Genomic DNA, 26799 nt, shown 5'->3' with positions numbered 1-26799 from the left:
TTCATACTGCGTTTTCTTTCCTGCCCTCTCTTTAACTGGCGAGGCAGACGGATGCCCCTGACTTTGAATCATCATTACCGCTCCCTTTCCTTTTTTAGCTATCCCAACAGCAAGCGGTCATCCGCGACTCCCTTCAACTGGGCGAATTTTTTCAACAATACCTCAATCGTCAAATGCTTCTTTTCCTCTTCCGGCACATCCAAAATAATCTGGCCTGCGTCCATCATAATCAGACGGTTGCCGAGCTCGATGGCTTGCTGCATATTGTGCGTTACCATCAGTGTCGTGAAATTGGAACGCTCGACGACTTCCTTCGTCAGCGCTGTAATCAACTGAGCCCGCGCCGGGTCAAGCGCGGCCGTATGTTCATCCAGCAGCAGCACCTTCGGCTGCGTGAAGGTCGCCATCAGCAGGCTAAGCGCCTGCCGTTCTCCGCCTGACAGCAGTCCGGCCTTAGCTGACAGCCGATTCTCGAGGCCTAGATGCAGCGAGGCCAGACTCTCACGGAACAGATCCTTCCGCTTCTTGTTCACACCCCGGTGCAGGGTGCGTCTTTTGTCGCGCGAGAAAGCGACCGCAAGATTCTCCTCAATCGTCATCGTCGGCGCCGTGCCAGCCATCGGGTCTTGGAACACGCGTCCAATCTTGCGCGAGCGCTCGAATTCAGAGAGGCTGGTCACGTTCTCGCCGTCGATTTCAATGGTGCCGCTATCTGGGGTCATCCCTCCCGAGATCATATTCATCAACGTGGACTTGCCCGCCCCATTGGAGCCGATAATCGTTACGAAATCACCCTCGCGAAGCGTCAAATTTAGATTTTGCAGTGCAATTTTCTCACTCGCTGTCCTGCGGTTGAACACTTTTCGAATCCCCTCAAGTTTCAGCATGGCTTCCCCCCCTTGCTCCGTGGTCGATGGACAGGTGTGGAACATCCTCTTGCAAGGACTTCATCCGCCTTTCTTTCCACGTTGCTACAATCCGCGTCATGACGAGGGCGGCGACCACAATGACAGCGGTTAGCAGCTTCAGGTCATTCGGATTCAACCCGATGCGGAGTGCCAGCATAATAATGAGGCGATAGACAATAGCTCCTCCGATTACGGCTAAGGTCGCTCGTCGAATGGAGGCATGGCCGAACACAGCTTCCCCCATAATGACGGAGGCCAAGCCGATGATAATAATGCCGATTCCCATCGAGACATCCGCAAATTCCTGATATTGGGCGATAAGCGCGCCGGATAGCGCTACCAATCCATTTGACAGGCTCAGCCCGACAATTTTCATATTGTCGGTATTCGCGGAAAGGCTGCGGATCATTTTCGCATTGTCGCCGGTTGCGCGAATCGCCAAGCCAATCTCTGTATCCAAAAACCTGTCAATGGCCCATTTGATGAGCAGAACGAATAGTCCAAAGGCCGCCAAAATCGCTAGCGGCTGCAGACTGGACAAGAAGGAGTTGATCTGCGTAAATAGAGTGCTTTCCCCCAGCAGCGACGTATTCGCCGTGCCCATAATCCGCAAATTGATCGAATATAATGCAATCATCGAAATAATACCGGACAGCAGCGTATTAATTTTCCCTTTCGTATGGAGCAGTCCAGTTACGGTACCCGCCACGCATCCTGCCAGCAGCGCGCCCAATGTAGCGAGCAGCGGGGAATAGCCGGCCGTAATCATGACCGCCGCCACGGCTCCGCCGGTGGCAAAGCTGCCATCGACGGTCAAATCGGGAAAGTCGAGAATCCGAAACGTTACATAAACGCCCAGAGCCATCAACGCGTAAATGACCCCTGCTTCCAAAGAACCTGTCAGCGCATATAGCACGATAGCATCCTCCTAATTTGGAACGACTTATTTCTCTATCAGGATTGCGCCTTGTGTCATCTCTTCGGTCAATTTGATTCCTTGCGCCTCTGCCGCTTTCGAGTTGATCATCAGATCCAGCTTCTTGGAGACCTCAACGGGGATGTCTGCTGGAGATGTACCCTTCAGCACCTTTACAGCCATCTCGCCTGTCGCATATCCCAGATCGTAATACTTGAATCCGATCGATGCGAACGCGCCTTCTCCAACTGATTCACTGCTCTCGCAGAAAAGCGGAATGTCCTTGTTATTGGCTACAGATACGACCGAGCTCAATGCTGAAATGACTGTATTATCAGATGGGAGATAGATGATATCCGCGCGGCCTACCAGCGAATCAGCGGCCTGCTTCACCTCCGAACTGTTCGTAACGGTGGATTCAACCGTCTCCAATCCGCCTTCTTTCAGCACCTGCTTCACGTTGGCAATGTTGACAACAGAGTTCTGTTCCCCAGAATTGTAGATAACGCCTACCTTGCGGGCCTCAGGGAAAAACTTCTTAATCGTCTCCATTGTCTTCTTAATCGAGTCAGGATTCGTGTCGCGCGTGCCCGTCACATTGCCTCCAGGCTTTTCAAGACTGCCGACCAGCTTCGATGCAACCGGATCCGTCACAGCCGTGAACAGTACGGGAATGTCTTTCGTCGCCTTCACAACCGCCTGCGCGGTCGGTGTGGCGATTGCCAGAATGAGGTCATTTTTATCGCCTACCAGCTTTTGAGCGATCGTAAGATTGTTGTTCATATCCCCCTGCGCATTGTGGAAATCAACTTGCAAATTGATGTTTTCCTTGTACCCAGCGTCCTTCAGTGCCTGCAAAAAGCCTTCTCGCGCCCCATCCAGCGAAGGATGATTCGCGTACTGCGCAATGCCGATTTTAACCATCTTATTGCCGTCGCCATCCTTGCCCATGTCCATCGGCTCGCCCGAGTTCCCACATGCCGCCAGCAACAGTGAGCAAACCATAAAAATCGGGAAAAACAGTTTCATCCAACCTCGCTCCTTTGCAACAATAATTGGTATTGATTGCGCTTTCATTATAGTGATTAGATAAAAAGCGTATTGGCGAGTTGTTTGGCATAAGGTTTTCAAGGTTTTCTTGCGATATCGAGACATGTTATGTACTCACTCTGCTGCTTCATAGAAAATTCGTTCCTAGACTGTGTGATGTGTTCATCTGGAAGGATAATGTGAATGCGCTCGTCCTCGCGGTTTAGCGCTGCTGCCTGTTGGCTTAGATGTGGAGATTGTTGCGTATGCGTTGCAAAGATCGTGTAGATGCACAGTGCCGTGCTGAATGCTGGAGTTTTTTAATTCAAAATCAATGAGTTATTCAGGATTGTCGAGTATTTGTAATACGTTTTTTTCATGGTGCGTTATTTTAACGTTATATTATCATATCGTCATAATCAATGTCAATATTTGGACACATTTTTAACTAAATTGTGTGATCTATGTTATATCTTATATCATAAAACAAACCAAAACCTAAAAGCACAAGACCATTCAAGGTGGATGGAACACTTATGCGAGCCTTTCACTATTTTTTCCTGGTCAAAAAAATGAAGCGGTGACACCGTGATCATCAAATCATCAGCGTACACCGCTATCCTGTATTTAGGGGTTCACTCCCCTATCTTTTATAAGCAAAACATTTTTATGTACATGTTAAAAATCCGAAATCTCCGGTTTTTTGTACAGCATCGCTGATCCACCCATAATAAGAAACGCTGCGAATGCAATCCCGATTAGGGAAGAGCTTGCAAACATACTCAAGGAAAAGACGGCAAAGAACAATAGCGATACACAGGTCAGAATACTAATCGGAATAAGAAGCCATTTATTACGGTTCCCCATGATATAAAATTCAAATAAGCCGAAGGCCACCGCAAGCGGAAATCCAGGCCATACCGTACCGAATGCATCGAACAGCATCCCGATTTGACATACCACACCGCTGACGATCAAAATTCCGCCAGGTATGAGCAGCCCCGCTGCGCGCCCCTTGGTAACAAAGAAGAACATAAAATGAAAAAATAATCCGAGTGGGATGACAAACAATGTCGGCCAAAAATAACCAAATATGCTTCCTGCAGTTGCAAACTTCTCGGCGCCCCATCCGCTCCATGTAACCAGCATCAGCAAAATGCCTAAGCCGATTAAGGAGAGAGCCTTAATACTTCTGCTATTCAAGCTCCTCTACCTCCCTTTCCTTCCCCATAGTTTCCCCTATATCGTTCTCATACTCCGCATTCTAGGACGACACTCCCTACGCTCCCCCCTTCATCACTCATGAAAAATTACACGAAATGAATGACCTGCTTTCTCCGTTCAGCCTCCTTATAGGCGCTCGCAATCCCTATCTTGCGTATTCGCTCCTTGGCTACAACTTTATAAGATAACATGGCGGTAAACGGTTCCGTAAATGGAGTTGGAGTTACCCGAATCGTCCTGTCATCCAGCCACTCGGCTTGCAATTGCTCACCTGATTGTACATTAAAAGGTTCTGTACGCTCGAAGCCGTCCTGATACCAAGGAAACTCTTTATCTTTTGACACTCCTGGCTCATTTAAGCACACATACAGGGACAGATCATCGCAAAATTGAAGCATTCGAAAATGATTGGCTATTGTCAAATCCGGCAAATCCACAAATTGTTCCCTTATTCGCCGCTGACGCTGCCGTTCATGCTGAAGAAATTCGATTACGTCCTTCTGCTCCTCTATATGAAAGAAAGAAGCGAAATGCTTACTGCATAATAGGCTGGCATATGGATTGACTTTCTCGATATCGTCCAGCCCCTTTCGATAGAATGCAAGCCTTAAGGGCATCGGATAATCCATGAATGTATACGGCTCCTGCTGTGCGTCATTCCAAATGGGTGTATCATCAAGTCCGATCCAGCTGCAATCATGCTCATAGGCAGCATATACGGCATCCTCATATCCGTCACGTGTACCAAGCAATTCCGTTCGGAACTTCGAAGCGATTTCGCCTGATAGATATCCATGGTCATGTTGTGCAATGAATACGATTTCATCTTTCCTCGTCCGAATAATCATTTCTATACAGCTCCTTTGGCTTCGTATCGTCCATTTAAGGAGAAGGAAGTGCCCCCTTAATCCTAATTAGGACTTACGGTTATTGATTTTTCCATTGGCAGCGGTTATGCTGTGTGAGATAAACATATAGGAGGGATACCATGAGCAAGACATCCAACAAGCGCCGCAAGTTAGAGCGCGCAGGACAACTCGACCCTAGCTTGCTGCGAGGCAGCTGGACCCGAAAGCCGTATACGCAAGTAGTACCGAATAAGAAAGCAGAGCAGCGCCGAAGCCTATGCCGGAAACGGATAGATGACGGCGCTGTTGCTATGTAACTGCCTCTACGTTCCTCTGTTTGTTACCTTTTTGAAAAGTATTATGGATCATTTGCAGCACCCTTCCCACTTCGTTACAATAGAAGTAACTAGATCCGCATGAACGGATCCAATAGAAAGGAAGGTGCCGCCGTATGGCTAATACTCACACCTACTCGCGCGGCGAAGAAATCGCTAACGCGATCACTCATGGAATTGGCGTGGTCATGAGCATATCTGCCTTGACGCTATTAATCGTATTTGCCGCCTTGTATGGACAGCCCATTCATGTCGTCAGCTTTACGATCTATGGCATATCCATGCTGCTCCTGTATACCTCATCAACATTGGTGCATAGCTTCCCCGAAGGCAAGGTTAAGGATCTGTTCGAAACATTCGACCATGCGTCCATCTATTTATTTATTGCCGGCACCTATACACCGTTGGTTTTAATCGCACTGCCTAAGCTTATTGGTTGGACACTATTCACGATTGTATGGACAATTGCTATCGGAGGCGTAGTATTCAAAGCATTCTTCACCAAACGATTCCTCTTTATGTCCACGCTGCTCTATATTGCGATGGGCTGGCTCATCGTGTGGGCGTGGCATCCACTGACAGAAACTATGCCATCCTTCGGTCTGACCATGCTGGTCATCGGCGGCATCCTGTATACGCTGGGTACGATTTTCTACGTATGGAGAGGTTTCCCCTTCCATCATATGATATGGCACCTATTCGTGTTAGCGGGCTCTATTGTCCACTTCTTCTCTGTACTCACTTTGGTTGAAATTCGGGTGTAGCTCTATCTATGAATTACCCTGTTCATGATTCCGCCAATCTCCGCATGTACGCTGAGATTGGCGGTGATGTGAAGTATAATGTGGGGGTTACTGTTCAGACTGACATGGTCCAGTTGAACGTCTGTTTACGAACTGAGGCTCAAGAATAACTTTATGATACACTTCCTTGCCTGCTGCACCGTCCTGCTCCGGACGATCCATAATATCGGCCAGAATCGTAGCCGCTCGGCGGCCAATCTGCGCTTCATTTTGATAAATATGACTGAAAAATGTCTCTCTCTCTTCCAGATGCTCTGGATCATCGAATGTCACTATCGAAATATCTTCGGGAACACGTAGTCCAGCCCGCTTCGCAATTTGGTGCATACGCATGCCTAGTTTGCCGTGCAATGCAATATATGCAGTAGCTATCCCGCTCCTCATATACCGAGCCAAAACAGAATCATCCGCTTCCTCGCCGACAGGAATTGTGAAATCAGTCAAAATAAGCGCCGGATTAATCATGGCACCCCTTCTCTGATATTCATTCATATATCCAGCTATGCGATCCTGCACGCTGACGCAATCCCGAAATGCATCCGTACATATTGCAATATTGCGGTGTCCCAGCTCCCACAAGTGAGCGACAGCCATTTCAGCCCCTAGGCGATTGTCCGAGCACACATAATGCGTATCCACTCCAGGCAAATAGCGATCAATAAGCACGAACGGGAAGCCATTCACCTTCAATGACAGAATTTCCTCGTTATACATATCTTCATCCACCGGAAACAGCAGCAAGCCCGCTATGCCCATCTCCAGCATCTCTCGTATTTGCTGTTCCTCCCGATCCTTCGAGCCTCCACTGAATGCAACGATAAGGGAATAACCTCGCTCATTCAGCGTTTTCTGAATGGAATTTATTAGTCTCATCGCAAAATAATCATCGAGCGTAGGCATGACGAATCCCACGACTTTCTTTCTTCGTTCACGTCCGGCAAATCCTGACACGCTGCTATCTCGCATTTCATTTGTATTTGCGTTATTCGACTCTTCCTGGGCCATGATCATTTTGCCCATAATCTGCTTTGAGACAAAGCTTCCTCTCCCCGGAACTCGATAGATCAACCCTTCCTTCACAAGTGCTGCAAGCGCATTCACAACTGTAATGCGGCTTACTTGGAACTGTTCCATCAGCTCCTTCTCTGTCGGAATTCGATCATTCGGCTTCAGCTGTTTATTTTGAATCATATCCTCAATAAATCGCTGTACTTGCAAATATAGCGGCGATCGAGAATCATAGCTCATTCGTATCATCCTTAATTATTAATTTAATATATATAATATAGCATTTAGGAAAAAGAGACAATGTTCAGGGAAAAACCGGAAGAAAAAAAGGACGGTTGGTTACCGCCCTCTTCAAGCTTACTAAAATAGTTAAAATTATTAAAACTAGTGAAATTAAATTATGCGGATCATTGCAGCTAGTATCAAGCTGTTCACTCGTTTATTGCTCTCGTTTCGGCACAAGTGAAAAAATATCCCCGGACTCGAGTGCATCAATCAATCGGTCAAGCCATTCGTAGTAGGCTTCCGCCTGCCTCATCTTGGAAAGATCTAGAGAGATGACAGCAGCAAGCTGATCATCATCCGAGCTGCTGCGCAGCGTCTCCAACTCCCTCATCGAGCGTCGGATGGCGGACATATTCATCTCAACCGCTTTTCTCCACTTCAGGCCAAAATAGTCGGTAAAGGTCTGATACCAATCCTGCTCCGCCTCATATAGATCCTTGCGCGTCCCCTTCTCCCACACTTTGTGCACCATTTTCATGTCCACAAGAGTTCGCACGCCCGTACTCATGCTAGTCTTGCTCATTTCCATTTCCCGCTTCATGTCATCCAATGTCATCGGATGATCGCTGAAGAACAGCAAGCCGTACAGATGACCTGTCGAATGGGTCATTCCATACAAGTCCATATTTTGTCCGATCGCTTCAATGACACGATTGCGAGCTTTCTCGACAACGCTCTTCTGCTCCTGTGTCAACTGTGCGAACGTAGCCATGTGTCATTCCTCCTGTGCCGAATCATGTCTGTGCGGCCACTGCCGTTCGATTCGAAACCGTCCCGTATATGTATTAGTGAACGCTGGTGGGTATACTCCTTCTCCATGTTCAACGAACACATTGTAAGAGAACAGGAACAAATTGTAAAGGAGCAAATGGAATAGCAAATATTAGCATCTGCAAGCATATGAAAGCATAAGTTTATAAAGTTTTTTCTGAACGTTTTTTACGAACAGTTTTAATAGTTGTTATCTAATTTTTCCAAGGGTTAAAATGGATATATCTTTCATGCACAAGAATCCATACGCAAAAGGGGTGACAGGATTGTCCATGATCAAGGTCAGCCAAGTGACTAAAATATTTGGACATCACGAACAAAAAGCACTCGCTCTGCTGCAGCAAGGATGGTCAAGAGAACGGCTAGCCAAAGAAAAACAAGCAACCGTAGCTGTTAACCAAGTGTCCTTTGCCGTGGAACAAGGAGAAATATTCGTCATCATGGGCCTATCCGGCAGCGGAAAGTCTACACTCGTCCGCATGCTGAATCGTCTCATCGAACCGACCTCCGGTGAGATCTGGCTCAAGGATCGTAACATCTCCAAGCTGAACACAACTGAACTGCGGGAGGTTCGACGCCGAACCATTGGAATGGTATTTCAGAAATTCGCGCTCTTCCCCCACCGCAGTGTGCTGGACAATGCCGCATATGGCCTCGAAATACAAGGACTCTCCAAAGAAAAACGCTACCGCAAAGCAGCCGAAGCACTCCGTCTCGTCGGTCTTAACGGCTGGGAGGACAAATACCCGGATGAATTGAGCGGCGGCATGCAGCAGCGAGTCGGCTTAGCACGCGCTCTAGCCAACGATCCAGATATTTTGCTTATGGACGAAGCATTCAGCGCGCTCGATCCGCTCATCCGACGCGACATGCAGGATGAACTGCTTGCCCTGCAGCAAAAAATGCACAAAACGATCATTTTCATCACGCATGACCTGGATGAAGCGCTTCGCATCGGCGATCGCATCGCCCTGCTAAAAGACGGCATGCTGATCCAAATCGGAACTCCTGAGCAAATGTTGATGCAGCCGGCAGACGAATATGTAGAGCGATTCGTTGAAGGCGTAGACTTATCCAAGGTACTCACCGCCGCGCATATCATGCGCAGGCCAGAGACGATATCCCAAGATCGCGGCCCTCGTGTAGCGCTGCAGTTAATGAGGGATATTGGAATTTCCACACTGTTCGTGGTCGGGAAGGATAAGTCCCTTCAAGGAGTCGTTACAGCCGAACAGGCAAGCGAGGCTGCACGCAGCAGGTTAACGTTACAGGAAGCCATGCACACAGAAGTTCCAACTGTATCGCCCACTGTTGTTCTAAACGAATTGTTCGCCTTGTCTGGCGAGGCCAAGCTGCCAATAGCTGTAGTTGACCCAGATGGCAGGCTGCTTGGCGCGATTGTCCGAGGAGCTGTGCTTGGAGCGCTTGCAGGCAATCTGCCCGATTCCCCACCCTCATCCCAATCCCAACTAGAGCTCTATTCTGCAACAGTCACTGATATCAGTTTTGCAGCGGAAGGAGTGTTAAATCATGCAGCTGAGCATCGGTAATTGGGTCGAACATGGTGTTGATTGGCTAAGTACGAATGCTGACGGATTGTTCCAACTGCTCTCCAAATGGATTGAGCATAGTGTTGAGGCAATATCAAGCCTTTTTCTCATCATGCCGTCTTACTTGTTCATTGTTGCGGCCGCTTTGCTCGCATTTTTGCTGGGCAGATGGTCACTCACTCTGTTAACCGCTATCGGGTTGCTCATCATCGACTGGCTGGGTTATTGGATACCCACCATGAACACACTTGCACTAGTCATCGTTTCCACTGTAATTTCCATCTTTATCGGCATCCCGCTAGGCATTGCCTGCGGCAAGTTCAATAGGCTATCTCGCCTTGTGAAGCCTATTCTTGATTTCATGCAGACCATGCCCGCATTCGTCTATTTGCTTCCTGCTGTATTTTTATTCGGTTTAGGCATAGTTCCGGGTGTAATTGCCTCTATCATTTTTGCAGTCCCTCCTACCATACGCCTAACCGAGCTTGGCATCAGGCAGGTTCCCCATGACATGATTGAGGCTGCTTCCGCATTCGGCTCCACATCCATGCAGACGTTATGGAAGGTGCAGCTCCCCGTCGCCATGCCAACCTTGATGGCTGGTGTGAATCAAACGATTATGCTGACCCTTTCTATGGTCGTTATCGCCTCGATGATCGGAGCGCAAGGCATCGGCACCGAGGTCTACCGCGCTGTCACCATGCTCAAAATCGGCAAGGGCTTCGAGGCAGGCTTGTCTGTCGTACTATTAGCCATTATTTTAGATCGTTTCTCTCAACATTCGCTTAAAAACCGGAAAACGAACAAACAAGGAGCGTGATGAATATGAGACAAAATCGTACGAGGTACTGGATGTTAATCGGTCTGATTGCCGTATTGGGATGGACGCTGGCTGCTTGTTCATCTGCTTCAGGAGGTAAATCGGACAGCCAAGAGGAAGGTGGAAGCGGTGGTTCGACCAGCGAGAGCATTGGGAAACAGGTTGACTATAAGATTATAGGAATCGATGCCGGAGCCGGAATCATGCAATCCACCGAGAAAGTGATTAAGGAATACGGGTTAACCGACTGGAAGCTCATTGAAGGTTCAGGGGCTGCTATGACCGCGGCTCTGGATAAGGCAATCAAGAAACAGGAGCCTATCATTATCACGGGCTGGACACCGCACTGGATGTTCGCAAAATATGATCTGAAATATCTTGAGGATCCGAAGGGGATCTTCGGTGGTGACGAGCAAATCCATACCATCGCTCGCAAAGGCTTAAAGGAAGAGGAGCCCGAGGCATACAAGACATTGGATCAATTCAAATGGGTTGCTGACGATATGGCTCAGGTGATGGTTGCTATCCATGACGGTCAGGAACCGAACATCGCGGCCAAAGCTTGGATAGAAGCCAATGCGGATAAGGCCGCTGCTTGGACGAACGGCATAGATAAAATCGAAGGAAAGAAGCTGAAACTCGGTTATGTGGCTTGGGATTCTGAGATTGCAAGCACAAATGTTATCGCAGCGGTGCTTGAGGAGAAAGTCGGTTACAAAGTCGATCTTATTCAAGTAGAAGCCGGCCCCATGTGGACAGGTGTCGCAAATGGTGATGTCGATGCTATCGTAGCAGCTTGGCTGCCAAAGACTCATAAGGATTACTACGATCGATTCAAAAATGACGTGGATGATCTTGGCCCGAACTTAAACGGAACGAAAATTGGCCTTGTCGTTCCGTCCTATATGCAGATTCAGTCGATTGAAGATATGACGAAATAGAGCGGATGGTCGTTCATGGAGCATAAGATATCATTCCCCCTTTGCAGATGATTAAATTCAAGCTACAAAACGATGGATATCGATCGTACACAAATGAACGAAATCGAATCTATCACAACATAAGCCCCCAATAAAAAAAGCGCCGGCGGCACTGCTCGGAGGTTACATCCGAACCCCGTGCCATCAGGCGCTTTTCCTACTTAGAATATCCATGCTGTGAAGATTAAGCTCTTTCTCCGCTCCATGCATCGAGGAACGGCGTTACTTGACCTACAGCCAGCAGTGCAAGACGATGCATCGCGCGAGTACACACCGTGTAGAACAGCTTCCGATCTGCTTCATGACCATACGCTTGCTCTTGCGCGTCAATTACGATAACCCCGTCGAATTCTAATCCCTTAGCAAGGTAGGAGGGGACAACCCATTGTCCGGTAACGAACTGCTTTGTATGCTTCGATACCCGCTTCAATTGCGGGAAGCTATGCTGCAGCTGATTATGAACCCGTTCCGCGGTAGCTTCATCCTTTGTAATAATTGCAATAGAAGCAAGATTGTTCTCTGCTGCCCATGCCGCCAGTTGCTCACCAGCCTGCTTCATTTGCTCTTCTTCGTCCTCGCAGCGAATGATAGTGGGCTCTTCTCCTTCTCTGCTGAACGGTTCTACCTGCTCGCCATTCGGAAGAATGCTGCTTGCCAGCTCCATGATATTGCGAGTAGAACGATAGCTTTTGCGTAGTGTAATCACGCCGGCCTTCTTCTCCGTAAATACATTTTGCAGCGCTGCTGCTGAGCCCATGCGATTCGATTCGTAGATCGCTTGATTCCAATCACCCAATATCGTGAACCGGCTGCGTGGAAATAACCGTGTCAGCAGTGCATATTGGAATGGAGAATAGTCCTGCGCTTCATCAATGACAACATGGCGAATATGGTTGAAGGTGTCGAATCCTTCTACACTTTCAATTAGATACAGCAATGGAGAGGCATCCTCGAATGGAATAATTCCCGCTTCGAACTGCTCTACTGACCGCAGTCCGATCGCACGTATCGTTTCCACATCCACGGTATCATTTACGTTCGTGATGGCCGCGGCCTGTTTCGCCCAATGCTCAAGACTGCGCATGCAGTCGCAATACATCTCTTCCCACTCGACAAAACGAAGTTCCTTCGCCTGCTTGCGGAACCGCTTCAACCACTTGTTCACCTGCTTGCGGCTCATATCGCGAAGCTCTTCTTCCGTCCCTAAGTAATTTGGCTGCTGCTGCAGCTTCCGGTATATGCGCTTCTGCTCCTTAACCGCCCAAGTCCGGAGCTGTTCCAGCAGCCAGTCTCTTAGTTTGTCCATTCTAGCCGGCAAGGACCAATCCGCAAACTGAACATAGAATTGTTCTGCAAGCTGCTCAGCGCTAATAATTGTTCGCTTTGGCGTACCAAAGCGGATAAAGCGCACGCCTTCCCGCTGTAAAGAGTCGATATAGCGATCCAGCACCTGCTGATAGCCGGCTGAAGCCTTCCATCTGGCAGCCGCAGCCTCGACTCTCGCTTCTCTCGAGGCTGTCCAGCGATCCATGCCGCGCATAAGGCGTTCAGTCTGATCATAAATATCCTCAATGCTTCGCTCTGTAACGAGACGGTGCTCAATATAAGACTGGAACGTCGTCTGCGTCATATTTTCCTCGCCAAGCTCCGGCAAAATATTGGATACATAGTCATTGAACAAATCATTTGGCGAGAACAAAATAATCTGCTCGGATCGCATGCTGCTGCGGTACTTATACAGCAAATACGCGATCCGCTGCATCGCCGCAGACGTCTTCCCGCTTCCAGCAGCCCCCTGTACGATTAGCACGTCGTGCAAATCATCCCGGATGATGGCATTCTGTTCGCGCTGAATCGTGCTGACGATGCTCTTCATCTTCGTATCCGCGCTTCGCTTCAGCATTTCCTTCAGCATATCGTCGCCGATTTGAATGCCAGTATCAAAAACGGCCTCCAAGCGGCCATTACGGATGAGGAACTGACGTTTGAGCGTCATCTCCCCCTCAATAACACCCGCTGGCGTACGATACTGAACCGGTCCAGGCGCGTAATCATAGAATAAACCGGCAATTGGCGTACGCCAATCATAGACGAAATGCTCACCGCTTTCCTCATCCGTTACAGACATCAGTCCGATGTAAACCGGAAGCGTCTCCGTATCCCCTGCCTCTATAAAATCAACGCGTCCAAAGTACGGCGCTTGGATATGCTTGCGGAGCTTGTTCAGCCATTTGGCTGCATGCTTCTGTACACGCTCATGACTAGCCAAATCCTTCGCTTGCTGCATGATGCTTACATACGTTTCGAACATCTCGTCATTATCGACTGTGACCTCATCCCAGAAATGACGCTTCATTTCTACAATTTCAGCCTGCCGCTCCTCAGCGGTTGCTTCCAATGCAGCGATCTGGCGATCCATCAAGCGAAGCACGCGTGACAGATATAATTCTTCCTCATCCTTCATGGAAGGTTGTTCGTTCACCTTGCAACTCCTTTCCGCCTACCGGCCGATTCGAATTCCCTATAGGATTTATTTCGAAAAGTACTATTATATCCTAAACTTAGGCGCCATGTAACGTCCCCGCGCTGTCGCTTGTATTTTCCACATCATTCAAGTGAACAATAACCGTCTCCAGCGCCTTCACCACATCATTAATCGACATGGAAGACATATTGGAATAACGAGCAGCCTGTACGGGCAAAAATGGGATATGAATAAATCCGCCGCGCATTTGTTCACTGCCTTCCTGCTCAGCCAGCCTGTTCATTAACCAATAAAATATTGCATTGCATACGAAGGTACCCGCTGTATAGGAAATGGAACAAGGGATGCCGGCCTCCAGCACGGCGGCGCGAATCGCTTTCAGCGGCATTCGTGCCCAATAAGCAACAGGCCCGCCCTCAACAATAGCTCCATCTGTTGGCTGCGCTCCATCATTATCCGGAATGCGCGCATCCTGCAAATTAATTGCCACGCGCTCAAGTGTAATATCCGGTCTGCCTCCGGCTTGTCCGACACAAATCACAGCATCCGGCTTGATTTGCTCCATCGCTTCACCAAGCACCGCGCCCGCGCGTTCGAATGAGGTCGGAAGCTGAACGGCATGAACGTTGTAATGACCGATTGTACGTCCATGAAGCTGCTTCACGGCTTCCCAAGAAGGATTAATGGCTTCATCCCCAAATGGGTCAAATCCTGTTATCAATAATGTGTTGCTCATCTATGCAGCACTCCGATCTGTTTTATTTTCAATACATAGGAAATATGCTATTCTTGTCAACGAATGTGAAAGGAGATACATACCATGTCACAACTAGATATTTCATCCCTCATCCTTCTCGGATTTGCGGGGCTAGGCATCGTGAGCGGCAATTCTACCGTTACCATCGCAATGGTCGTTCTATTGCTGCTCCGCGTGACGAATATGCAGAGCCTGTTCCCTTGGATCGAGAAGTACGGGCTGACCGTAGGCATCATTATATTGACAATCGGGGTCATGGCACCTATTGCGAGCGGCAAAATGTCCATTGATACGATCGTACAGTCCTTCATGAATTGGAAATCCCTTTTAGCTGTAGCCGTCGGCATGCTCGTCGCCTATTTGGGAGGGCGCGGCGCTCATTTAATGACCCAATCCCCCACCGTTGTAGCAGGTCTGCTCGTCGGTACCGTTCTGGGCGTTGCCTTGTTCCGCGGTGTTCCTGTCGGCCCCCTGATTGCAGCAGGCATACTGTCGCTGCTGCTTGGAAAATCATAAGGATATAATCAAATCATCTACATCATACGATGATTCCCTATGTACGGCAAACAGTTCGCAACTACATTCGGATGCTGTGCCATTCATACACAAATGCCCTCCCTCATCTAAAGTTGCCGCTTTAGCAGCAAGAAGCGGCAATTGGGGATGTGGCTTTGTGAAAAACGAGAGGCAATCATCGCTATAAAGTCAGATAAGTCAAGTGTTAATTTTGTGCAATAAAATGATTGACAATGCTTTATCCGCAGTGCTAGAATCAACAAGCAGACAGGACGATCACGATGTCGTCCAACTAACTTTGACAGAAAGGCAGGCGAACTCCATGTTAACAGTACAATTGCTAAACCTACATGTGGATAACACAACACATGCAATTTCATATCAATGGAGCCCTGCTGAACCGAGCGATTTGACTTATTCTTAATTCAGATCGAACGGTAAAATGAATCCATTTCGATTGATCATGCTGTCCTGATACGAGTATTCGATTCAGGAGCATTTGTAATCGTACAATGGAATCAACCATCGGACAACGGGCGGCCACCGCTCGTATATATGACCTTACTCATCAAAGGGATATCGTTTACGAACGGTATGCCCTTTTTTTATTGTCTTGATATCAATCTGCACCAAATGACAAAGGATGTGAGTGTATGTTTTCCGTACTAGGAAAGCTCGGCTGGTTCTTCAAAGAACACAAAACGAGATACTTAATCGGGGTAACCCTACTTATTGCAGTAGGTGTGCTAGAACTGCTTCCTCCCCGACTGCTAGGCAATGCTATCGATGATATCGTAACGGGGACGATTACTTGGCAGTCCCTTTCGAAGTACTTATTTTACATTTTAGGTTCCATGGTGATTATTTATGGAATTACGTACGTATGGATGTATCAGATCTTTGGAGGAGCCAACCTCGTAGAACGCAAGCTGCGCTCTAGGCTGATGCGCCATTTCCTGAAGATGACACCTCCGTTTTTTGAAAAAAACCGTACTGGTGACTTAATGGCACGTTCAACGAATGACCTGCGTTCTGTCGCAATGACAACAGGCTTCGGCATGCTCACCTTAACAGACTCGACCGCTTTTTTGGCTACTGTACTTGTCGCTATGCTCCTCATGCAGTGGAAATTGACTCTGGCGGTTCTGCTGCCTCTGCCATTCATCGCAATTGCCATGAAGATCTTCGGCAAGATGATTCATGAGCGCTATACCATTGCGCAGGACGCATTCGGCAAGATGAATGACCAGGTGCTTGAATCGGTTGGCGGTGTGCGCGTCCTTCGCGCTTACGTACAAGAGAAATCAGACGAACAGCACTTCCGCAATATCGTCCAGGACGTATATGAGAAGAATGTCGCGGTTGCCAAAGTCGACGCGTTGTTCGACCCAGTTATTCGCTTATTTATCGGGCTTAGCTATATGATCGGGCTTGGATTCGGAGCTTATCTGATTATTCATAATGAGATGACACTGGGAGAACTGTTGACTTTCAATATGTACCTTGGGTTCATGATCTGGCCAATGTTCGCTATCGGCGAGCTCATTAATGTTATGCAGCGCGGAAATGCCGCAATGGATCGGGTAAACGAAGTTCTCCATTATACACCAGATGTACAGGATGCAGTACAGCCGAAGGAAGTCGAAGTTCCTGCAACCTTCACTTGGAAAAATTATAAGTTCCAGTATCCATCGTCTACGGTGCCTAATCTGGAGGACATTTCACTGACGCTGCGCAAAGGCCAAACGCTGGGCATTGTCGGACGTACCGGCAGCGGCAAGTCAACATTCATTAAACAATTGCTGCGGGAGTATCCAATCGGGAATGGTCAGTTCTTAATTAATGACGTGCCGCTTGATCAAATTCCAATGGATCAGCTCCAAAGCTGGATTGGTTATGTGCCACAGGAGCAAATTCTGTTCTCCAAGACCGTGAAGGAAAATATTCTATACGGTTCCGAACACGGTACGGAACAAGATGTGATGAATGCGATTGATACAGCCTCCTTCACACATGACCTTCCTACCTTGGTCAACGGTATCGACACCATCGTTGGGGAGAAGGGGGTTGCACTGTCTGGCGGGCAGAAGCAGCGTGTGTCTCTGGCACGCGCCTTCATAAAAGACCCAGAAGTGCTTATTTTGGACGACGCTCTATCTGCAGTAGATGCACGGACAGAAGCGAATATTATTAAGAACATTCGCGAGCAGCGTGCCGGTAAGACGACACTCATTACGACGCACCGTCTCTCCGCCATCGAACATGCGGATATGATTATCGTCATGGATGATGGCCGCATCGTCGAGCAAGGTACGCATGAGCAACTGCTTCAGCAGGGCGGCTGGTATAAAGAACAGTATGACCGCCAGCAATTGGAGTCGGGATTGTAAGAAGGGAGGAAATACTACGTGGAAATCGAACAACCAAAAGCAGCGCCCCGTCATGTAGGCAGACGATTGTGGCGCTATGCGTTGAAATATAAAGGCACGTTCATACTTGCCTTACTGATGTTAGCGTTAGCCGTGGCAGCCGAGCTGTCCGGACCATTTATCGCCAAGACGATTATCGACAAACATATTTTAGGGATAGAAAAGCCCTATTATGAAGCTAATTCTTCAGCAGAGGGAACCATCACATATGAAGGGCGTACCTTAAAGCGTGAGGATCGCTTTGAGCCTGGCGAGGAGAAAGGCCCAGAAGCGCGCATTCTGCAAGTCGGATCCCAGTTCCTATTCGTGAATGGTCACATTCCTGAGCAAGCGACGGGAGAACGATCATACAAGGATGGAACCCTGACGATTCGTACTGGCGATCAGGCTTGGTCTTCCCCTGCTGCCGTTATGTCCTTGCAGGACATACTTCGATTCTATGAGCCGGAGATTGCAAGCATTGTGAAGCTGATGGCTCTCTATTTCGGATTGCTTGTCGTCAGCATCTTCATGAGCTTCGGCAAGACGCTTGGCTTGCAGACAGCGGCGAACCGCGTTATCCGCACACTTCGCGGCGACGTATATGCACATGTGCAGCGACTGCCTATTCCGTACTTTGATAATTTGCCTGCAGGTAAAGTAGTCTCGCGCGTTACCAATGATACAGAAGCAGTGAAAGACTTGTTCGTCTCCGTTCTTGCTAACTTTACGTCAGGAATTATTACGATATCCGGGATTTATGTAGCGCTCTTCATACTGGATGTGAAATTGGCATTCGTCTGTATGTTCGTGCTGCCGCTAATCGTATTATGGGTCATCCTTTACCGTAAGTTTGCAACCCGCTATAACAAGATCATTCGTTCACGGCTTAGCTCCATCAACGCAATGATCAACGAATCTATTCAAGGAATGCCTGTTATTCGTGCATTCGGCCGTCAACGGCAAACGATGGATGAGTTCAACGCCATGAACGACGAATATTTTACGTATCAAAATAAGATGTTGAATTTGAATGCATTCACCTCGCACAACTTGGTGAACGTATTGCGTAACATTGCATTTGCGGCTGTACTCTGGTATTTCGCAGGTGCTTCCTTAAACGGCTCCGGGATCATCACGCTCGGTGTGCTGTATGCATTCACCGACCTGTTGAACCGCTTGTTCCATCCGATTATCGGAATGGTGAACCAACTAGCTAATCTGGATTCATCCCTGGTATCGGCTGGCCGCGTATTTGAGCTGATGGATGAGTATGGAGAGGAGCTCGACGAAGGTTCCATGCCGCGCTACAAGGGTCATGTTGAGTTCGACCGCGTATCTTTCGCATACAAGGAAGATTACGTCCTGAAGAACCTCAATTTCGAAGCAAAGCCAGGACAAACAGTTGCTCTCGTCGGCCATACCGGATCCGGCAAGAGCTCGATCATGAACCTGCTCTTCCGCTTCTACGACCCGCAAAAAGGGGAAATTCGCATTGATGGCACGCCTATTACAAGTGTACCGAAGCAGTGGATTCGGGAGCATATGGGAATCGTACTGCAAGACCCGTTCCTCTTTACAGGAACAATTGCAAGCAATGTAAGCCTTGGTGATCCGCGCATTTCCCGCCAGCAGGTGGAGGACGCCTTGAAGGCCGTTGGTGCAGACCGAATATTGAAGCAGCTTCCGAATGGGATTGATGAGCCTGTGATTGAGAAAGGAAGCACACTTTCTGCCGGACAGCGGCAGTTGATTTCCTTTGCCCGTGCACTTGCGTTCCAGCCTTCTATTTTAATCTTGGATGAGGCGACAGCGAACATTGATACCGAGACAGAGGCATTGATCCAGGAAGCGCTCGATGTATTGAAGCGTGGGCGTACTACATTCATCATCGCCCACCGCTTGTCGACGATTCGCAATGCAGATCTGATTCTTGTACTGCATCGTGGAGAGATTGTAGAGCAGGGTTCACATGACGAACTCATGCAGCTGCAAGGACGATATTATAAAATGTACCAGCTTCAGCAGGGTTCAGTGGCTTCACCTCTTGAGCAGCCTCCTGCACATACAGTGAATGCTTTGGATACAACCAATCCGAAGCTTAAAGCAGATACATCAACGGCCGTTTCTGCAACCTAATTGGCCACAAGAAAAAAGCGTTCACCTCGTCTGCATGTGCAGGCTTAGTGGACGCTTCTTCTTTTAGGCATTATTGATTAACGCAGGGAGCACTTATTTTTAATAAAGTGAATTTGATTTTCCACTCGATTGATTTCCTGCTCCAGATCATAAGACATTCCTCCAATCGCCTTCGTGCGAAGCGATTCGAGCTCTGCCTTAAGCTGGGGGAGATCAGAACTTGCCTGAGAACAAGAATAATCGCTCTCCAGATTCAGATGATCCATTGAATTGGCATCCTCCTTGAAAGGCGTTTGACATAGAAGACATGGAAGAAATACTTATTCCTCCATGTAAGAGCTTAATACGTTATAAACTAGGATTATTACCGGTTGAAGCCAAATATAATGGCCTTCGTTTTACTTATTCTTACCTTTTGCGTTATTGGCATCTGATGTACGAGTCGTCGTATTTTGACGGGAATGCCCTTGCTGTTTGTGTGCCATTGTCTACATCTCCTTTGTCATCTCTTATTCATGAGGCTTACCAAAGCAGCAAAAGCTGTCCCCAACTCCTAAGTACGAGGCATCAGGCAATCTGTCATTAATGGATTATCCCTCTAGCCTTGCTGCTTTGGAATTTGGTTCAAGCTTGCTGCACGGTGGGCAATCTTGCCGGTTTTCGGAGTTACTTGTTCCTCCATAATGCTGGCTTGATTACGTTGATGATGAATTCGCTGCGGTTTGTTATGCGGCATATCAATCACCTCCACCTTTAGACTTCCCGCTTCCACCTGAATTATAACGACTCGAATCGATCTAATTCCTGTAGGATGTTTCGTGCTGGGTGGCAAAAATTGCTATCCCCCCCAAGCACTACCCGATCATCAACAAACTTCTCTCCACGAACTCGCTCGAATTCACGGAGCAGTGAATCTATTGTGAGTGTCTGCTTCACCTTAGCAGGAATATCGAGCACAATCTTCCCTTTATCCATCATTATAAGACGGTTGCCAAGCCGAATTGCCTGCTCCATATTGTGCGTTACCATCAGAGTGGTTAAAGAAGAAGCATGTACAATTTCATCCGTCAATCGGGTAATCAGCTCTGCACGGCCTGGATCAAGCGCTGCAGTATGTTCATCAAGCAGTAATATGCTAGGCTGTGTAAATGTGGCCATAAGCAGGCTCAATGCTTGGCGCTCTCCGCCAGACAGCAGACCAACCTTGGCATTCAATCGGTTCTCCAGACCGAGCTTAAGCCTTGACAGCTCCTCCTTAAACAAAGCCCGGCGACTCCGCGTAACACCTATGCCAAGCCTTCGTTTGGCGGCTCGTTTCAGTGCAATAGCCATATTTTCTTCAATCGTCATATCCGGAGCAGTTCCGGCCATTGGATTCTGGAACACGCGTCCAATCCAGCGGCTGCGGCGATGCTCTGGCATATACGTCACATCATGGCCATTTATAGATACACTTCCTACATCAGATGTAATCATACCGGAAATGATATTCATTAAGGTCGACTTCCCTGCACCGTTGCTGCCGATGACTGTCACAAAATCACCAGACTGCAGATGAAGCTGGATGTGTGACAGCGCCATTTTCTCATCCGCTGAGTTCGCATTGAAAAACTTGCTTACCTGATTGACATGCAGCATCTTCATTCACCGCCCTTTTCAATCGTCTGGAACGCACGCAACCTGCTTGCACGCCGTTGATGTAACGTTTTGCGTATCATTGGTATCGTTAAGGCAACAATAACGATAATGGAAGTCAACAGCTTTAAGTCGGTTGCATTCATTTGCAATCGCATGGCTACTGCAATAATGATCCGATACAGAACTGCACCTAATACGACAGCAAACGTAGCGCGCAAGATCGTACGGTGACCGAATATCGCTTCCCCGATAATTACGGATGCCAGCCCGACGACAATCATGCCGACGCCTGACTGGATATCCGCAAATCCTTGTGATTGCGCCACCAGCGCTCCTGATAAGGCAACCAGTGCATTAGAAAGGCTGACACCGAGAATAATCGTATTGTCGGTATGCACACCAAAGCTGCGAATCATGCGTGAATTGTTCCCTGTCGCACGCAGTGATAAGCCGATCTCGGTGCGCAAAAACCAGTCCAGACCGAATTTAATTAGCATCGCAAATGCGCCCATTACAATCAACAATGTAAATCCATGCGATATAGGGGTAAGCAGCGTTTCTTTTTGCATGAGGCCGATATTGGCTTTGCCCATAATTCGCAAGTTAATAGAGTGCAGCGCAATCATCATCAAAATTCCAGATAAGAGGGCGTTGATTTTCCCTTTCGTATGAATAATACCTGTAATCATGCCAGCGATTCCGCCCCCAACGAAAGCGAGCAAGGTTCCTAGCCATGGTGACATGCCTGATGTGATAGATAATGCAACGATCGCAGCTCCTGTTGTAAAGCTCCCGTCTACCGTAAGATCAGGAAAATCGAGTATGCGAAAGGTCAAATATACCCCTAGCGCCATAATGGCATATAGTACACCCAACTCGGCTGATTTCAGCATTGCTAATCCAACTCCATCCACAAGCGATCGCTCCTCTCATCTTCAAAATAAATGAACGGCCCGCATCGAAAGCAGTACGCACCACCGTTACAGTGAACTACGAACCGTCATCGTACAGGCCGTATGTATTCCGCCGTCTGCAGCTTAACGGATAAATTATGGTTAGGTAGAGGCTGCATAGAAGTACATTATGCTTGTTCAACGCTCGTACAGCTAGCTGTACCTCGCACTCAGCATGTTATTGGAACAAATTTTCCGGCTTCACCTGCTGCTTCATCGCATCGGTAACTTCAAATCCTTGTGCTTCTGCTGCCTTCAAGTTCAGCGCCAAGTCAAGGGATTCAGGAATGCGGGCAGGAACCTCCGAAGGTTTTTTGCCATCCTTTAAGATTTCAACAGCCATCTTTCCTGTCGTATAGCCCAGGTCGAAATATTCAAAACCGAAGGAAGCAACACCACCGTTTTTCACGGAATCTTTCTCAGCGACAAATACCGGAATCTTATTGTCATTGCCTACACCGATGACCGAGTTCAATGCACTTACTACGGTATTGTCAGAAGGCACATAAATAGCCTGAACCTTCCCAATAAGCGATTCCGCTGCCTGCTTCACTTCAGAGCTATTTGTAACAGGTGCCTTCACAACAGATAATCCAAGCTTCGTCAAGGATTCTTCTGCCTTCTGAACATTGACTACTGTATTCTGTTCTCCTTCATTCGCAATAATGCCTACTGTAGTCATATTTTTAATACTATTCTTAATGAATTCCATCAGCTTCGATATTGCCTCCGGATGAAGGTCTGTCGTTCCGGTAACATTACCGCCTGGGCTCTCCATACTCTGGACAAGACCTGCCCCTGCCGGATCCGTTACAGCCGTGAACAGGACAGGGATATCCTTCGTTTCCTTCGCCGCCGCTTGTGAGACAGAGGTTCCAATGCCTAAAATAAGGTCAACTCCGCCAGTTGCGAACTTCTGAGCAATCGTAGCTGCATTTGTCTGATCCCCTTGTGCATTTTGATAATCCAGCACCAGATTTTCCCCTTCAACATAGCCACTATCCTTCAAGGCCTGAACGAATCCTTTGTACGCTTCATCGAGGGATGCATGGTTGACAACCTGCGTAATGCCAATCTTTACTTTTTTCCCTTCTGCAGACTTGGAGCCGGTCGATTCTCCGCTTCCTTCGCTGCCGGAGCTATTGGAAGCCCCTCCATTGCCGCATGCGGCTGCGAACAGTATAAGCAGCGACATCATCGAAGTCATAACCAGATGGCGACGTGATTTCTTCATGACTAACACACCCTTTCTTTTTCGATTGATCTCATTAACTGCCTACTAAACTGTCTAATTACCACCTCGTTACAGAACCAAGCTGATTGGACGTTACATCATCAGTGGTCAATTACCGCCTAATATTTTACTACATAAAAGCGTAGATCCATAAAAGCTTAAAAGCATGATCTGAGTAACGTATTATAGGCATATTGTACCTGCATATTCCATATCGTCAATAATAACGTTTGATAAATATGTTATAAATTAGCACTTTATTTCATTTTTTTGTCTTTTTTCAGTTGAAATCGCTTCCCATCCACTTTCAAGCAGAACAGCCACCCTTTCAGACATTGCTGTTGAAAGAGTGGCTGTCACAAAATCTATGTTGGGATTCCTATACGTACTGCGCAATTGTATCGCTTACCATCACCATCAAGTCGCATCCATACCTGCCTGCTTCTTGCGAAATTCAATTTCAGCATGAAGCATATCAACAAATAATGTCTCTAATTGCATGCGAACGGCTTCCTGATAAGCCTCCTGAAGTGATTCGTCAGTCAATAACATATACATGACACGTAGATTATACCCCTTTGTTCATCGCGTCTCTGTAGTCACGTCTCCGTGCCACACCATCCGCATAGGCCGCATCCACGACCGCATCACGAACCTTCGGCACAACTTGTGCATTAAAGACGCTTGGAATAATATATAGTTCGTTCAATTCTTCTGCGGGTACAACTTCAGCAATCGCGTTAGCCGCTGCCAGCTTCATTCTCTCCGTCACCTTTGACGCACGGCAGTCGAGCACGCCGCGGAACAGACCTGGGAAGCAGAGAACATTATTAATTTGGTTCGGATAATCGGATCGGCCTGTTGCGATAATGCGGGCGATATCTTCGATTTCATCTGGATCAATCTCCGGAGTCGGGTTAGCCATAGCAAATACAATCGGATCGGAAGCCATCGTCATGACATCCTCTCTCTTCAATACGCCTGGTCCAGATACTCCAATAAATACATCGGCACCTCGGATCACATCACTCAGCGAGCCTCGTTCTAAGTTCGGGTTCGTCTTTGCCGCATATCGATTCCATGCGTCATTTTCATATACCGTATCTCGAACAAGTGCTCCTTGACGATCCACGCCAATTATATTTACAACGCCAGCCGTCAACAGCATTTCTGTACATGCCATGCCGGCCGCACCGACACCGCACAGTACAATCTTGCAGTTCTCAATTGATTTTCCAACAATACGAAGGGCATTGAGCAGCCCTGCAAGCATAACGACAGATGTGCCATGCTGGTCATCGTGAAAGATTGGAATGTCTAATTTTTCACTCAGTCTCTGCTCAATTTCAAAGCAGCGCGGCGCGGATATGTCTTCCAGGTTAATGCCGCCAAATGCCGGAGCAATTGCTTCAATGGTACGAATAATCTCATCCGTATCCTGCGTATCCAGACAAATTGGAAATGCATCTACATTGGCAAATTGCTTAAACAGCATCGCCTTTCCTTCCATAACCGGCATAGCTGCCAGCGCACCGATGTTGCCAAGCCCGAGCACCGCCGTTCCATCCGAGATAACAGCAACCGTGTCACGCTTGATCGTAAGCGTATAAGCACGGCTTGGATCCTCGTGAATGGCCATACATACGCGTGCTACACCTGGCGTATATACGCGCGACAAATCGTCACGGTTACGAATCGGCACCTTCGGGGTCATTTCAATTTTGCCGCCGAGATGCATCAAGAACGTCTGATCCGATACGTTTACAATCGTAACACCCTTGAGCTGCTTCAGCCGCTGTACGATGCGGTCACCAACACTGCCATCATACACATTGACTGTAACGTCCCGTACGGTAAATGCCGGAGTGCCGCGAATAACGTCTATCGCAACAATATCCCCGCCGCTCTCACCGATTGCTGCTGCAATCTGAGCAAATGTACATACATGCTTGTCAATTTCCATCCGGATAATAATATTCGTGCTAGAACCTAGTGACTTGGCCATGGATTGCACTCTCCCCTGAATCAACTGCTTCCTTCAACGTTACAGACGTTCCAGTATACTAGCCAACAATGCAGTTCGACGCGGCAGTTCATGCAGCCAAATAAATTCTGATGGCGAATGCGCGCCGTCTCCGCGCACACCTAACCCATCGAGAGTGGGTGTTCCACACGCTGCTATGAAGTTCCCGTCGCTTACACCGCCCGTGCTCGTTTCCTCCAACTCCAAGCTCAATTGTTCCATCGCTGCTTCTCTAGCTATCTGATACAGCTTGGCAATCGAATCGGTTCGCTCCATAGGCGGACGATTCATGTCTCCAGTCAACTGAAGACGTACATCAGGATGAATCGAAGCAAGTCCGTGAATCAACTCCACAAAACGATCGAAATCCTCCATCGTTCGGACGCGCACATCAATCTCTGCCTCGGCATAATCGGCTACTACATTTGCTCCAATTCCACCACTAATTTTTCCGACATTCACATGTATGCCGCGTTCTGCATCCGACAACCGGTGAAGACGAATAATTTGTTGAGCCAACTCTTCAACAGCAGAGACGCCAGACTCGGGATTGACACCAGCATGAGCGGCTCGTCCAATTACTGACAGATGAAAACGACCACTTCCCTTGCGAGCTGTCTTCAATGCTCCAGAAGGCTCCATTGGCGGTTCGAGTACGAAGGCCGCCTCGCTGTCTCTCGCAAAGGATTCAATCCATTTCCGTGAAGTAGGACTTCCAATTTCTTCATCACTATTAATTAATAACATAATTGATAGCTTTTCGGGAAGCCTGTTTGTAAATTGTAGAATTTTTATCGCAAATAAAGCTTGAATCAAGCTCGCCTTCATATCATATACGCCAGGCCCGTAAGCCCGTTTGCTGTCTATTTGAAACGGTCTTCTCTTCGTTTCTCCCGCAGGCCATACCGTATCCGCGTGGCCGACGAGCAATACCTTCCTCGGCCCACTCCCAACGCGAACAACGAGTCTATCTCCATACTGAACATTTGGCACACGTTCAACTTCAGCCCCGAGTTCTTCCTTGAAGCGCTCCTCATACCAGTCGATCATTCGATCGGTCAAACCTTTGTTGGCAGACGGAGAATCCATGTTCACACTCTGCTCCATCAGGGCAAGCATTTCAGGCATCCACCGCTCTAACTGCTCCAGGTATTTCATTATTCTACCTT

Annotated in this window: 25 protein-coding genes; 8 read left to right on the top strand and 17 right to left on the bottom strand. The window is 48.0% G+C overall.

Features of this window, described 5'->3' with window-relative positions; genetic code table 11:
- Positions 1 to 98: 98 nt before the first annotated feature.
- The 5 genes from ACQ5BJ_RS08050 to ACQ5BJ_RS08030 form a co-directional block, all read right to left on the bottom strand.
- The gene (locus tag ACQ5BJ_RS08050) at positions 99 to 887 is read right to left on the bottom strand and encodes an ABC transporter ATP-binding protein (protein WP_005547619.1); all 789 of its coding nucleotides are present in this window, start codon (positions 885 to 887) and stop codon (positions 99 to 101) included.
- The gene (locus ACQ5BJ_RS08045) at positions 874 to 1824 is read right to left on the bottom strand and encodes an ABC transporter permease (protein ID WP_430110218.1); all 951 of its coding nucleotides are present in this window, start codon (positions 1822 to 1824) and stop codon (positions 874 to 876) included. The genes ACQ5BJ_RS08050 and ACQ5BJ_RS08045 overlap by 14 nt, the downstream gene beginning before the upstream one ends.
- Positions 1825 to 1851: 27 nt before the next feature.
- Positions 1852 to 2853 carry an ABC transporter substrate-binding protein gene (locus tag ACQ5BJ_RS08040; RefSeq protein ID WP_430110221.1) on the bottom strand — a complete coding sequence of 334 codons (1002 nt, stop codon included), beginning with the start codon at positions 2851 to 2853 and terminating at the stop codon, positions 1852 to 1854.
- Between the two features lie 678 nt (positions 2854 to 3531).
- Positions 3532 to 4056: a hypothetical protein gene (locus tag ACQ5BJ_RS08035; protein WP_005547613.1), complete on the bottom strand. Its 525-nt coding sequence runs from the start codon at positions 4054 to 4056 to the stop codon at positions 3532 to 3534.
- Positions 4057 to 4163: 107 nt separating this feature from the next.
- Positions 4164 to 4925: a DUF3891 family protein gene (locus ACQ5BJ_RS08030; RefSeq protein ID WP_005547611.1), complete on the bottom strand. Its 762-nt coding sequence runs from the start codon at positions 4923 to 4925 to the stop codon at positions 4164 to 4166.
- Between the two features lie 140 nt (positions 4926 to 5065).
- Here ACQ5BJ_RS08030 and ACQ5BJ_RS08025 point away from each other — a divergent pair, with 140 nt between their 5' ends.
- Positions 5066 to 5242: a hypothetical protein gene (locus ACQ5BJ_RS08025; RefSeq protein WP_005547609.1), complete on the top strand. Its 177-nt coding sequence runs from the start codon at positions 5066 to 5068 to the stop codon at positions 5240 to 5242.
- A gap of 134 nt (positions 5243 to 5376) precedes the next feature.
- Complete coding sequence (gene trhA, locus ACQ5BJ_RS08020) at positions 5377 to 6024, top strand: PAQR family membrane homeostasis protein TrhA (protein ID WP_005547608.1); 648 nt, start codon at positions 5377 to 5379, stop codon at positions 6022 to 6024.
- Between the two features lie 87 nt (positions 6025 to 6111).
- Here trhA and ACQ5BJ_RS08015 read toward each other — a convergent pair whose 3' ends face one another.
- Complete coding sequence (locus ACQ5BJ_RS08015; protein WP_430110225.1) at positions 6112 to 7311, bottom strand: GntR family transcriptional regulator; 1200 nt, start codon at positions 7309 to 7311, stop codon at positions 6112 to 6114.
- A 199-nt stretch (positions 7312 to 7510) separates the two neighbouring features.
- On the bottom strand, positions 7511 to 8068 hold the full coding sequence (locus ACQ5BJ_RS08010) for a GbsR/MarR family transcriptional regulator (protein WP_005547604.1): 558 nt from the start codon (positions 8066 to 8068) through the stop codon (positions 7511 to 7513).
- Positions 8069 to 8393: 325 nt separating this feature from the next.
- Between ACQ5BJ_RS08010 and ACQ5BJ_RS08005 the strand changes: the two genes are divergently transcribed.
- Genes ACQ5BJ_RS08005 through ACQ5BJ_RS07995 form a run of 3 tightly spaced genes read left to right on the top strand, consistent with a single transcriptional unit; the run spans position 8394 to position 11438 of the window.
- Positions 8394 to 9677 carry a quaternary amine ABC transporter ATP-binding protein gene (locus ACQ5BJ_RS08005; protein ID WP_430110371.1) on the top strand — a complete coding sequence of 428 codons (1284 nt, stop codon included), beginning with the start codon at positions 8394 to 8396 and terminating at the stop codon, positions 9675 to 9677.
- Positions 9658 to 10497 carry an ABC transporter permease gene (locus ACQ5BJ_RS08000; protein WP_005547600.1) on the top strand — a complete coding sequence of 280 codons (840 nt, stop codon included), beginning with the start codon at positions 9658 to 9660 and terminating at the stop codon, positions 10495 to 10497. The genes ACQ5BJ_RS08005 and ACQ5BJ_RS08000 overlap by 20 nt, the downstream gene beginning before the upstream one ends.
- Positions 10498 to 10502: 5 nt before the next feature.
- Positions 10503 to 11438 carry a glycine betaine ABC transporter substrate-binding protein gene (locus tag ACQ5BJ_RS07995; RefSeq protein WP_005547598.1) on the top strand — a complete coding sequence of 312 codons (936 nt, stop codon included), beginning with the start codon at positions 10503 to 10505 and terminating at the stop codon, positions 11436 to 11438.
- Positions 11439 to 11661: 223 nt separating this feature from the next.
- Here the strand turns inward: ACQ5BJ_RS07995 and helD are convergent, their stop codons facing one another.
- Both helD and pcp read right to left on the bottom strand, forming a co-directional pair.
- Positions 11662 to 13959 (bottom strand): RNA polymerase recycling motor HelD, encoded by a 2298-nt coding sequence (gene helD, locus ACQ5BJ_RS07990; RefSeq protein ID WP_430110229.1) that lies wholly within the window; start codon positions 13957 to 13959, stop codon positions 11662 to 11664.
- 79 nt (positions 13960 to 14038) lie between these two features.
- The gene (pcp, locus tag ACQ5BJ_RS07985; RefSeq protein ID WP_005547593.1) at positions 14039 to 14698 is read right to left on the bottom strand and encodes a pyroglutamyl-peptidase I; all 660 of its coding nucleotides are present in this window, start codon (positions 14696 to 14698) and stop codon (positions 14039 to 14041) included.
- 84 nt (positions 14699 to 14782) lie between these two features.
- Here pcp and ACQ5BJ_RS07980 point away from each other — a divergent pair, with 84 nt between their 5' ends.
- The 3 genes from ACQ5BJ_RS07980 to ACQ5BJ_RS07970 all read left to right on the top strand — a co-directional run bounded on the left by ACQ5BJ_RS07980 (position 14783) and on the right by ACQ5BJ_RS07970 (position 19782).
- The gene (locus tag ACQ5BJ_RS07980) at positions 14783 to 15235 is read left to right on the top strand and encodes a DUF441 domain-containing protein (protein WP_005547591.1); all 453 of its coding nucleotides are present in this window, start codon (positions 14783 to 14785) and stop codon (positions 15233 to 15235) included.
- A gap of 653 nt (positions 15236 to 15888) precedes the next feature.
- The gene (locus ACQ5BJ_RS07975; protein WP_262866984.1) at positions 15889 to 17625 is read left to right on the top strand and encodes an ABC transporter ATP-binding protein; all 1737 of its coding nucleotides are present in this window, start codon (positions 15889 to 15891) and stop codon (positions 17623 to 17625) included.
- A gap of 18 nt (positions 17626 to 17643) precedes the next feature.
- On the top strand, positions 17644 to 19782 hold the full coding sequence (locus ACQ5BJ_RS07970) for an ABC transporter ATP-binding protein (RefSeq protein WP_268620182.1): 2139 nt from the start codon (positions 17644 to 17646) through the stop codon (positions 19780 to 19782).
- Between the two features lie 77 nt (positions 19783 to 19859).
- Here ACQ5BJ_RS07970 and ACQ5BJ_RS07965 read toward each other — a convergent pair whose 3' ends face one another.
- From ACQ5BJ_RS07965 to ACQ5BJ_RS07930, 8 genes are all read right to left on the bottom strand, one after another.
- Complete coding sequence (locus ACQ5BJ_RS07965) at positions 19860 to 20048, bottom strand: hypothetical protein (RefSeq protein WP_005547588.1); 189 nt, start codon at positions 20046 to 20048, stop codon at positions 19860 to 19862.
- Between the two features lie 332 nt (positions 20049 to 20380).
- Positions 20381 to 20518, bottom strand: coding sequence for a hypothetical protein (locus ACQ5BJ_RS07960; RefSeq protein ID WP_262866983.1), 138 nt, complete (start codon positions 20516 to 20518; stop codon positions 20381 to 20383).
- Positions 20519 to 20559: 41 nt separating this feature from the next.
- Complete coding sequence (locus ACQ5BJ_RS07955; protein ID WP_430110374.1) at positions 20560 to 21420, bottom strand: ABC transporter ATP-binding protein; 861 nt, start codon at positions 21418 to 21420, stop codon at positions 20560 to 20562.
- A gap of 2 nt (positions 21421 to 21422) precedes the next feature.
- On the bottom strand, positions 21423 to 22334 hold the full coding sequence (locus tag ACQ5BJ_RS07950; RefSeq protein ID WP_430110235.1) for an ABC transporter permease: 912 nt from the start codon (positions 22332 to 22334) through the stop codon (positions 21423 to 21425).
- Between the two features lie 217 nt (positions 22335 to 22551).
- Positions 22552 to 23607 (bottom strand): ABC transporter substrate-binding protein, encoded by a 1056-nt coding sequence (locus tag ACQ5BJ_RS07945; RefSeq protein WP_430110237.1) that lies wholly within the window; start codon positions 23605 to 23607, stop codon positions 22552 to 22554.
- Positions 23608 to 24024: 417 nt separating this feature from the next.
- On the bottom strand, positions 24025 to 24165 hold the full coding sequence (sda, locus tag ACQ5BJ_RS07940; protein ID WP_081505748.1) for a sporulation histidine kinase inhibitor Sda: 141 nt from the start codon (positions 24163 to 24165) through the stop codon (positions 24025 to 24027).
- A gap of 10 nt (positions 24166 to 24175) precedes the next feature.
- Entirely contained in the window at positions 24176 to 25612 is a 1437-nt protein-coding gene (locus tag ACQ5BJ_RS07935; RefSeq protein ID WP_005547579.1) for an NAD-dependent malic enzyme, read from the bottom strand.
- Positions 25613 to 25651: 39 nt separating this feature from the next.
- Positions 25652 to 26788 carry a M20 family metallopeptidase gene (locus tag ACQ5BJ_RS07930; protein ID WP_430110240.1) on the bottom strand — a complete coding sequence of 379 codons (1137 nt, stop codon included), beginning with the start codon at positions 26786 to 26788 and terminating at the stop codon, positions 25652 to 25654.
- Positions 26789 to 26799 lie beyond the last annotated feature (11 nt).

The organism is Paenibacillus sp. B1-35 (assembly GCF_050474385.1).
GTDB classification, from domain to species: Bacteria; Bacillota; Bacilli; order Paenibacillales; family Paenibacillaceae; genus Paenibacillus_B; species Paenibacillus_B alvei.
The sequence above is the reverse complement of the archived record's forward strand: the minus strand, read 5'-3'. Positions and strand labels throughout refer to the sequence as shown.

Bases quoted from the DNA above. Each gene is read 5' to 3' on its own strand.
- ACQ5BJ_RS08015 (WP_430110225.1), bottom strand. From the start codon at position 7,311: ATGAGCTATGATTCTCGATCGCCGCTATATTTGCAAGTACAGCGATTT.
- ACQ5BJ_RS08010 (WP_005547604.1), bottom strand. From the start codon at position 8,068: ATGGCTACGTTCGCACAGTTGACACAGGAGCAGAAGAGCGTTGTCGAG.
- ACQ5BJ_RS07965 (WP_005547588.1), bottom strand. From the start codon at position 20,048: ATGGATCATCTGAATCTGGAGAGCGATTATTCTTGTTCTCAGGCAAGT.
- ACQ5BJ_RS07975 (WP_262866984.1), top strand. From the start codon at position 15,889: ATGTTTTCCGTACTAGGAAAGCTCGGCTGGTTCTTCAAAGAACACAAA.
- ACQ5BJ_RS08040 (WP_430110221.1), bottom strand. From the start codon at position 2,853: ATGAAACTGTTTTTCCCGATTTTTATGGTTTGCTCACTGTTGCTGGCG.
- ACQ5BJ_RS07960 (WP_262866983.1), bottom strand. From the start codon at position 20,518: ATGCCGCATAACAAACCGCAGCGAATTCATCATCAACGTAATCAAGCC.
- trhA (WP_005547608.1), top strand. From the start codon at position 5,377: ATGGCTAATACTCACACCTACTCGCGCGGCGAAGAAATCGCTAACGCG.
- ACQ5BJ_RS07935 (WP_005547579.1), bottom strand. From the start codon at position 25,612: ATGGCCAAGTCACTAGGTTCTAGCACGAATATTATTATCCGGATGGAA.
- ACQ5BJ_RS07995 (WP_005547598.1), top strand. From the start codon at position 10,503: ATGAGACAAAATCGTACGAGGTACTGGATGTTAATCGGTCTGATTGCC.
- ACQ5BJ_RS07955 (WP_430110374.1), bottom strand. From the start codon at position 21,420: ATGCTGCATGTCAATCAGGTAAGCAAGTTTTTCAATGCGAACTCAGCG.
- ACQ5BJ_RS08025 (WP_005547609.1), top strand. From the start codon at position 5,066: ATGAGCAAGACATCCAACAAGCGCCGCAAGTTAGAGCGCGCAGGACAA.
- ACQ5BJ_RS08030 (WP_005547611.1), bottom strand. From the start codon at position 4,925: ATGATTATTCGGACGAGGAAAGATGAAATCGTATTCATTGCACAACAT.
- ACQ5BJ_RS07930 (WP_430110240.1), bottom strand. From the start codon at position 26,788: ATGAAATACCTGGAGCAGTTAGAGCGGTGGATGCCTGAAATGCTTGCC.
- ACQ5BJ_RS07945 (WP_430110237.1), bottom strand. From the start codon at position 23,607: ATGAAGAAATCACGTCGCCATCTGGTTATGACTTCGATGATGTCGCTG.
- ACQ5BJ_RS08050 (WP_005547619.1), bottom strand. From the start codon at position 887: ATGCTGAAACTTGAGGGGATTCGAAAAGTGTTCAACCGCAGGACAGCG.
- ACQ5BJ_RS08000 (WP_005547600.1), top strand. From the start codon at position 9,658: ATGCAGCTGAGCATCGGTAATTGGGTCGAACATGGTGTTGATTGGCTA.
- pcp (WP_005547593.1), bottom strand. From the start codon at position 14,698: ATGAGCAACACATTATTGATAACAGGATTTGACCCATTTGGGGATGAA.
- ACQ5BJ_RS07980 (WP_005547591.1), top strand. From the start codon at position 14,783: ATGTCACAACTAGATATTTCATCCCTCATCCTTCTCGGATTTGCGGGG.
- sda (WP_081505748.1), bottom strand. From the start codon at position 24,165: ATGTATATGTTATTGACTGACGAATCACTTCAGGAGGCTTATCAGGAA.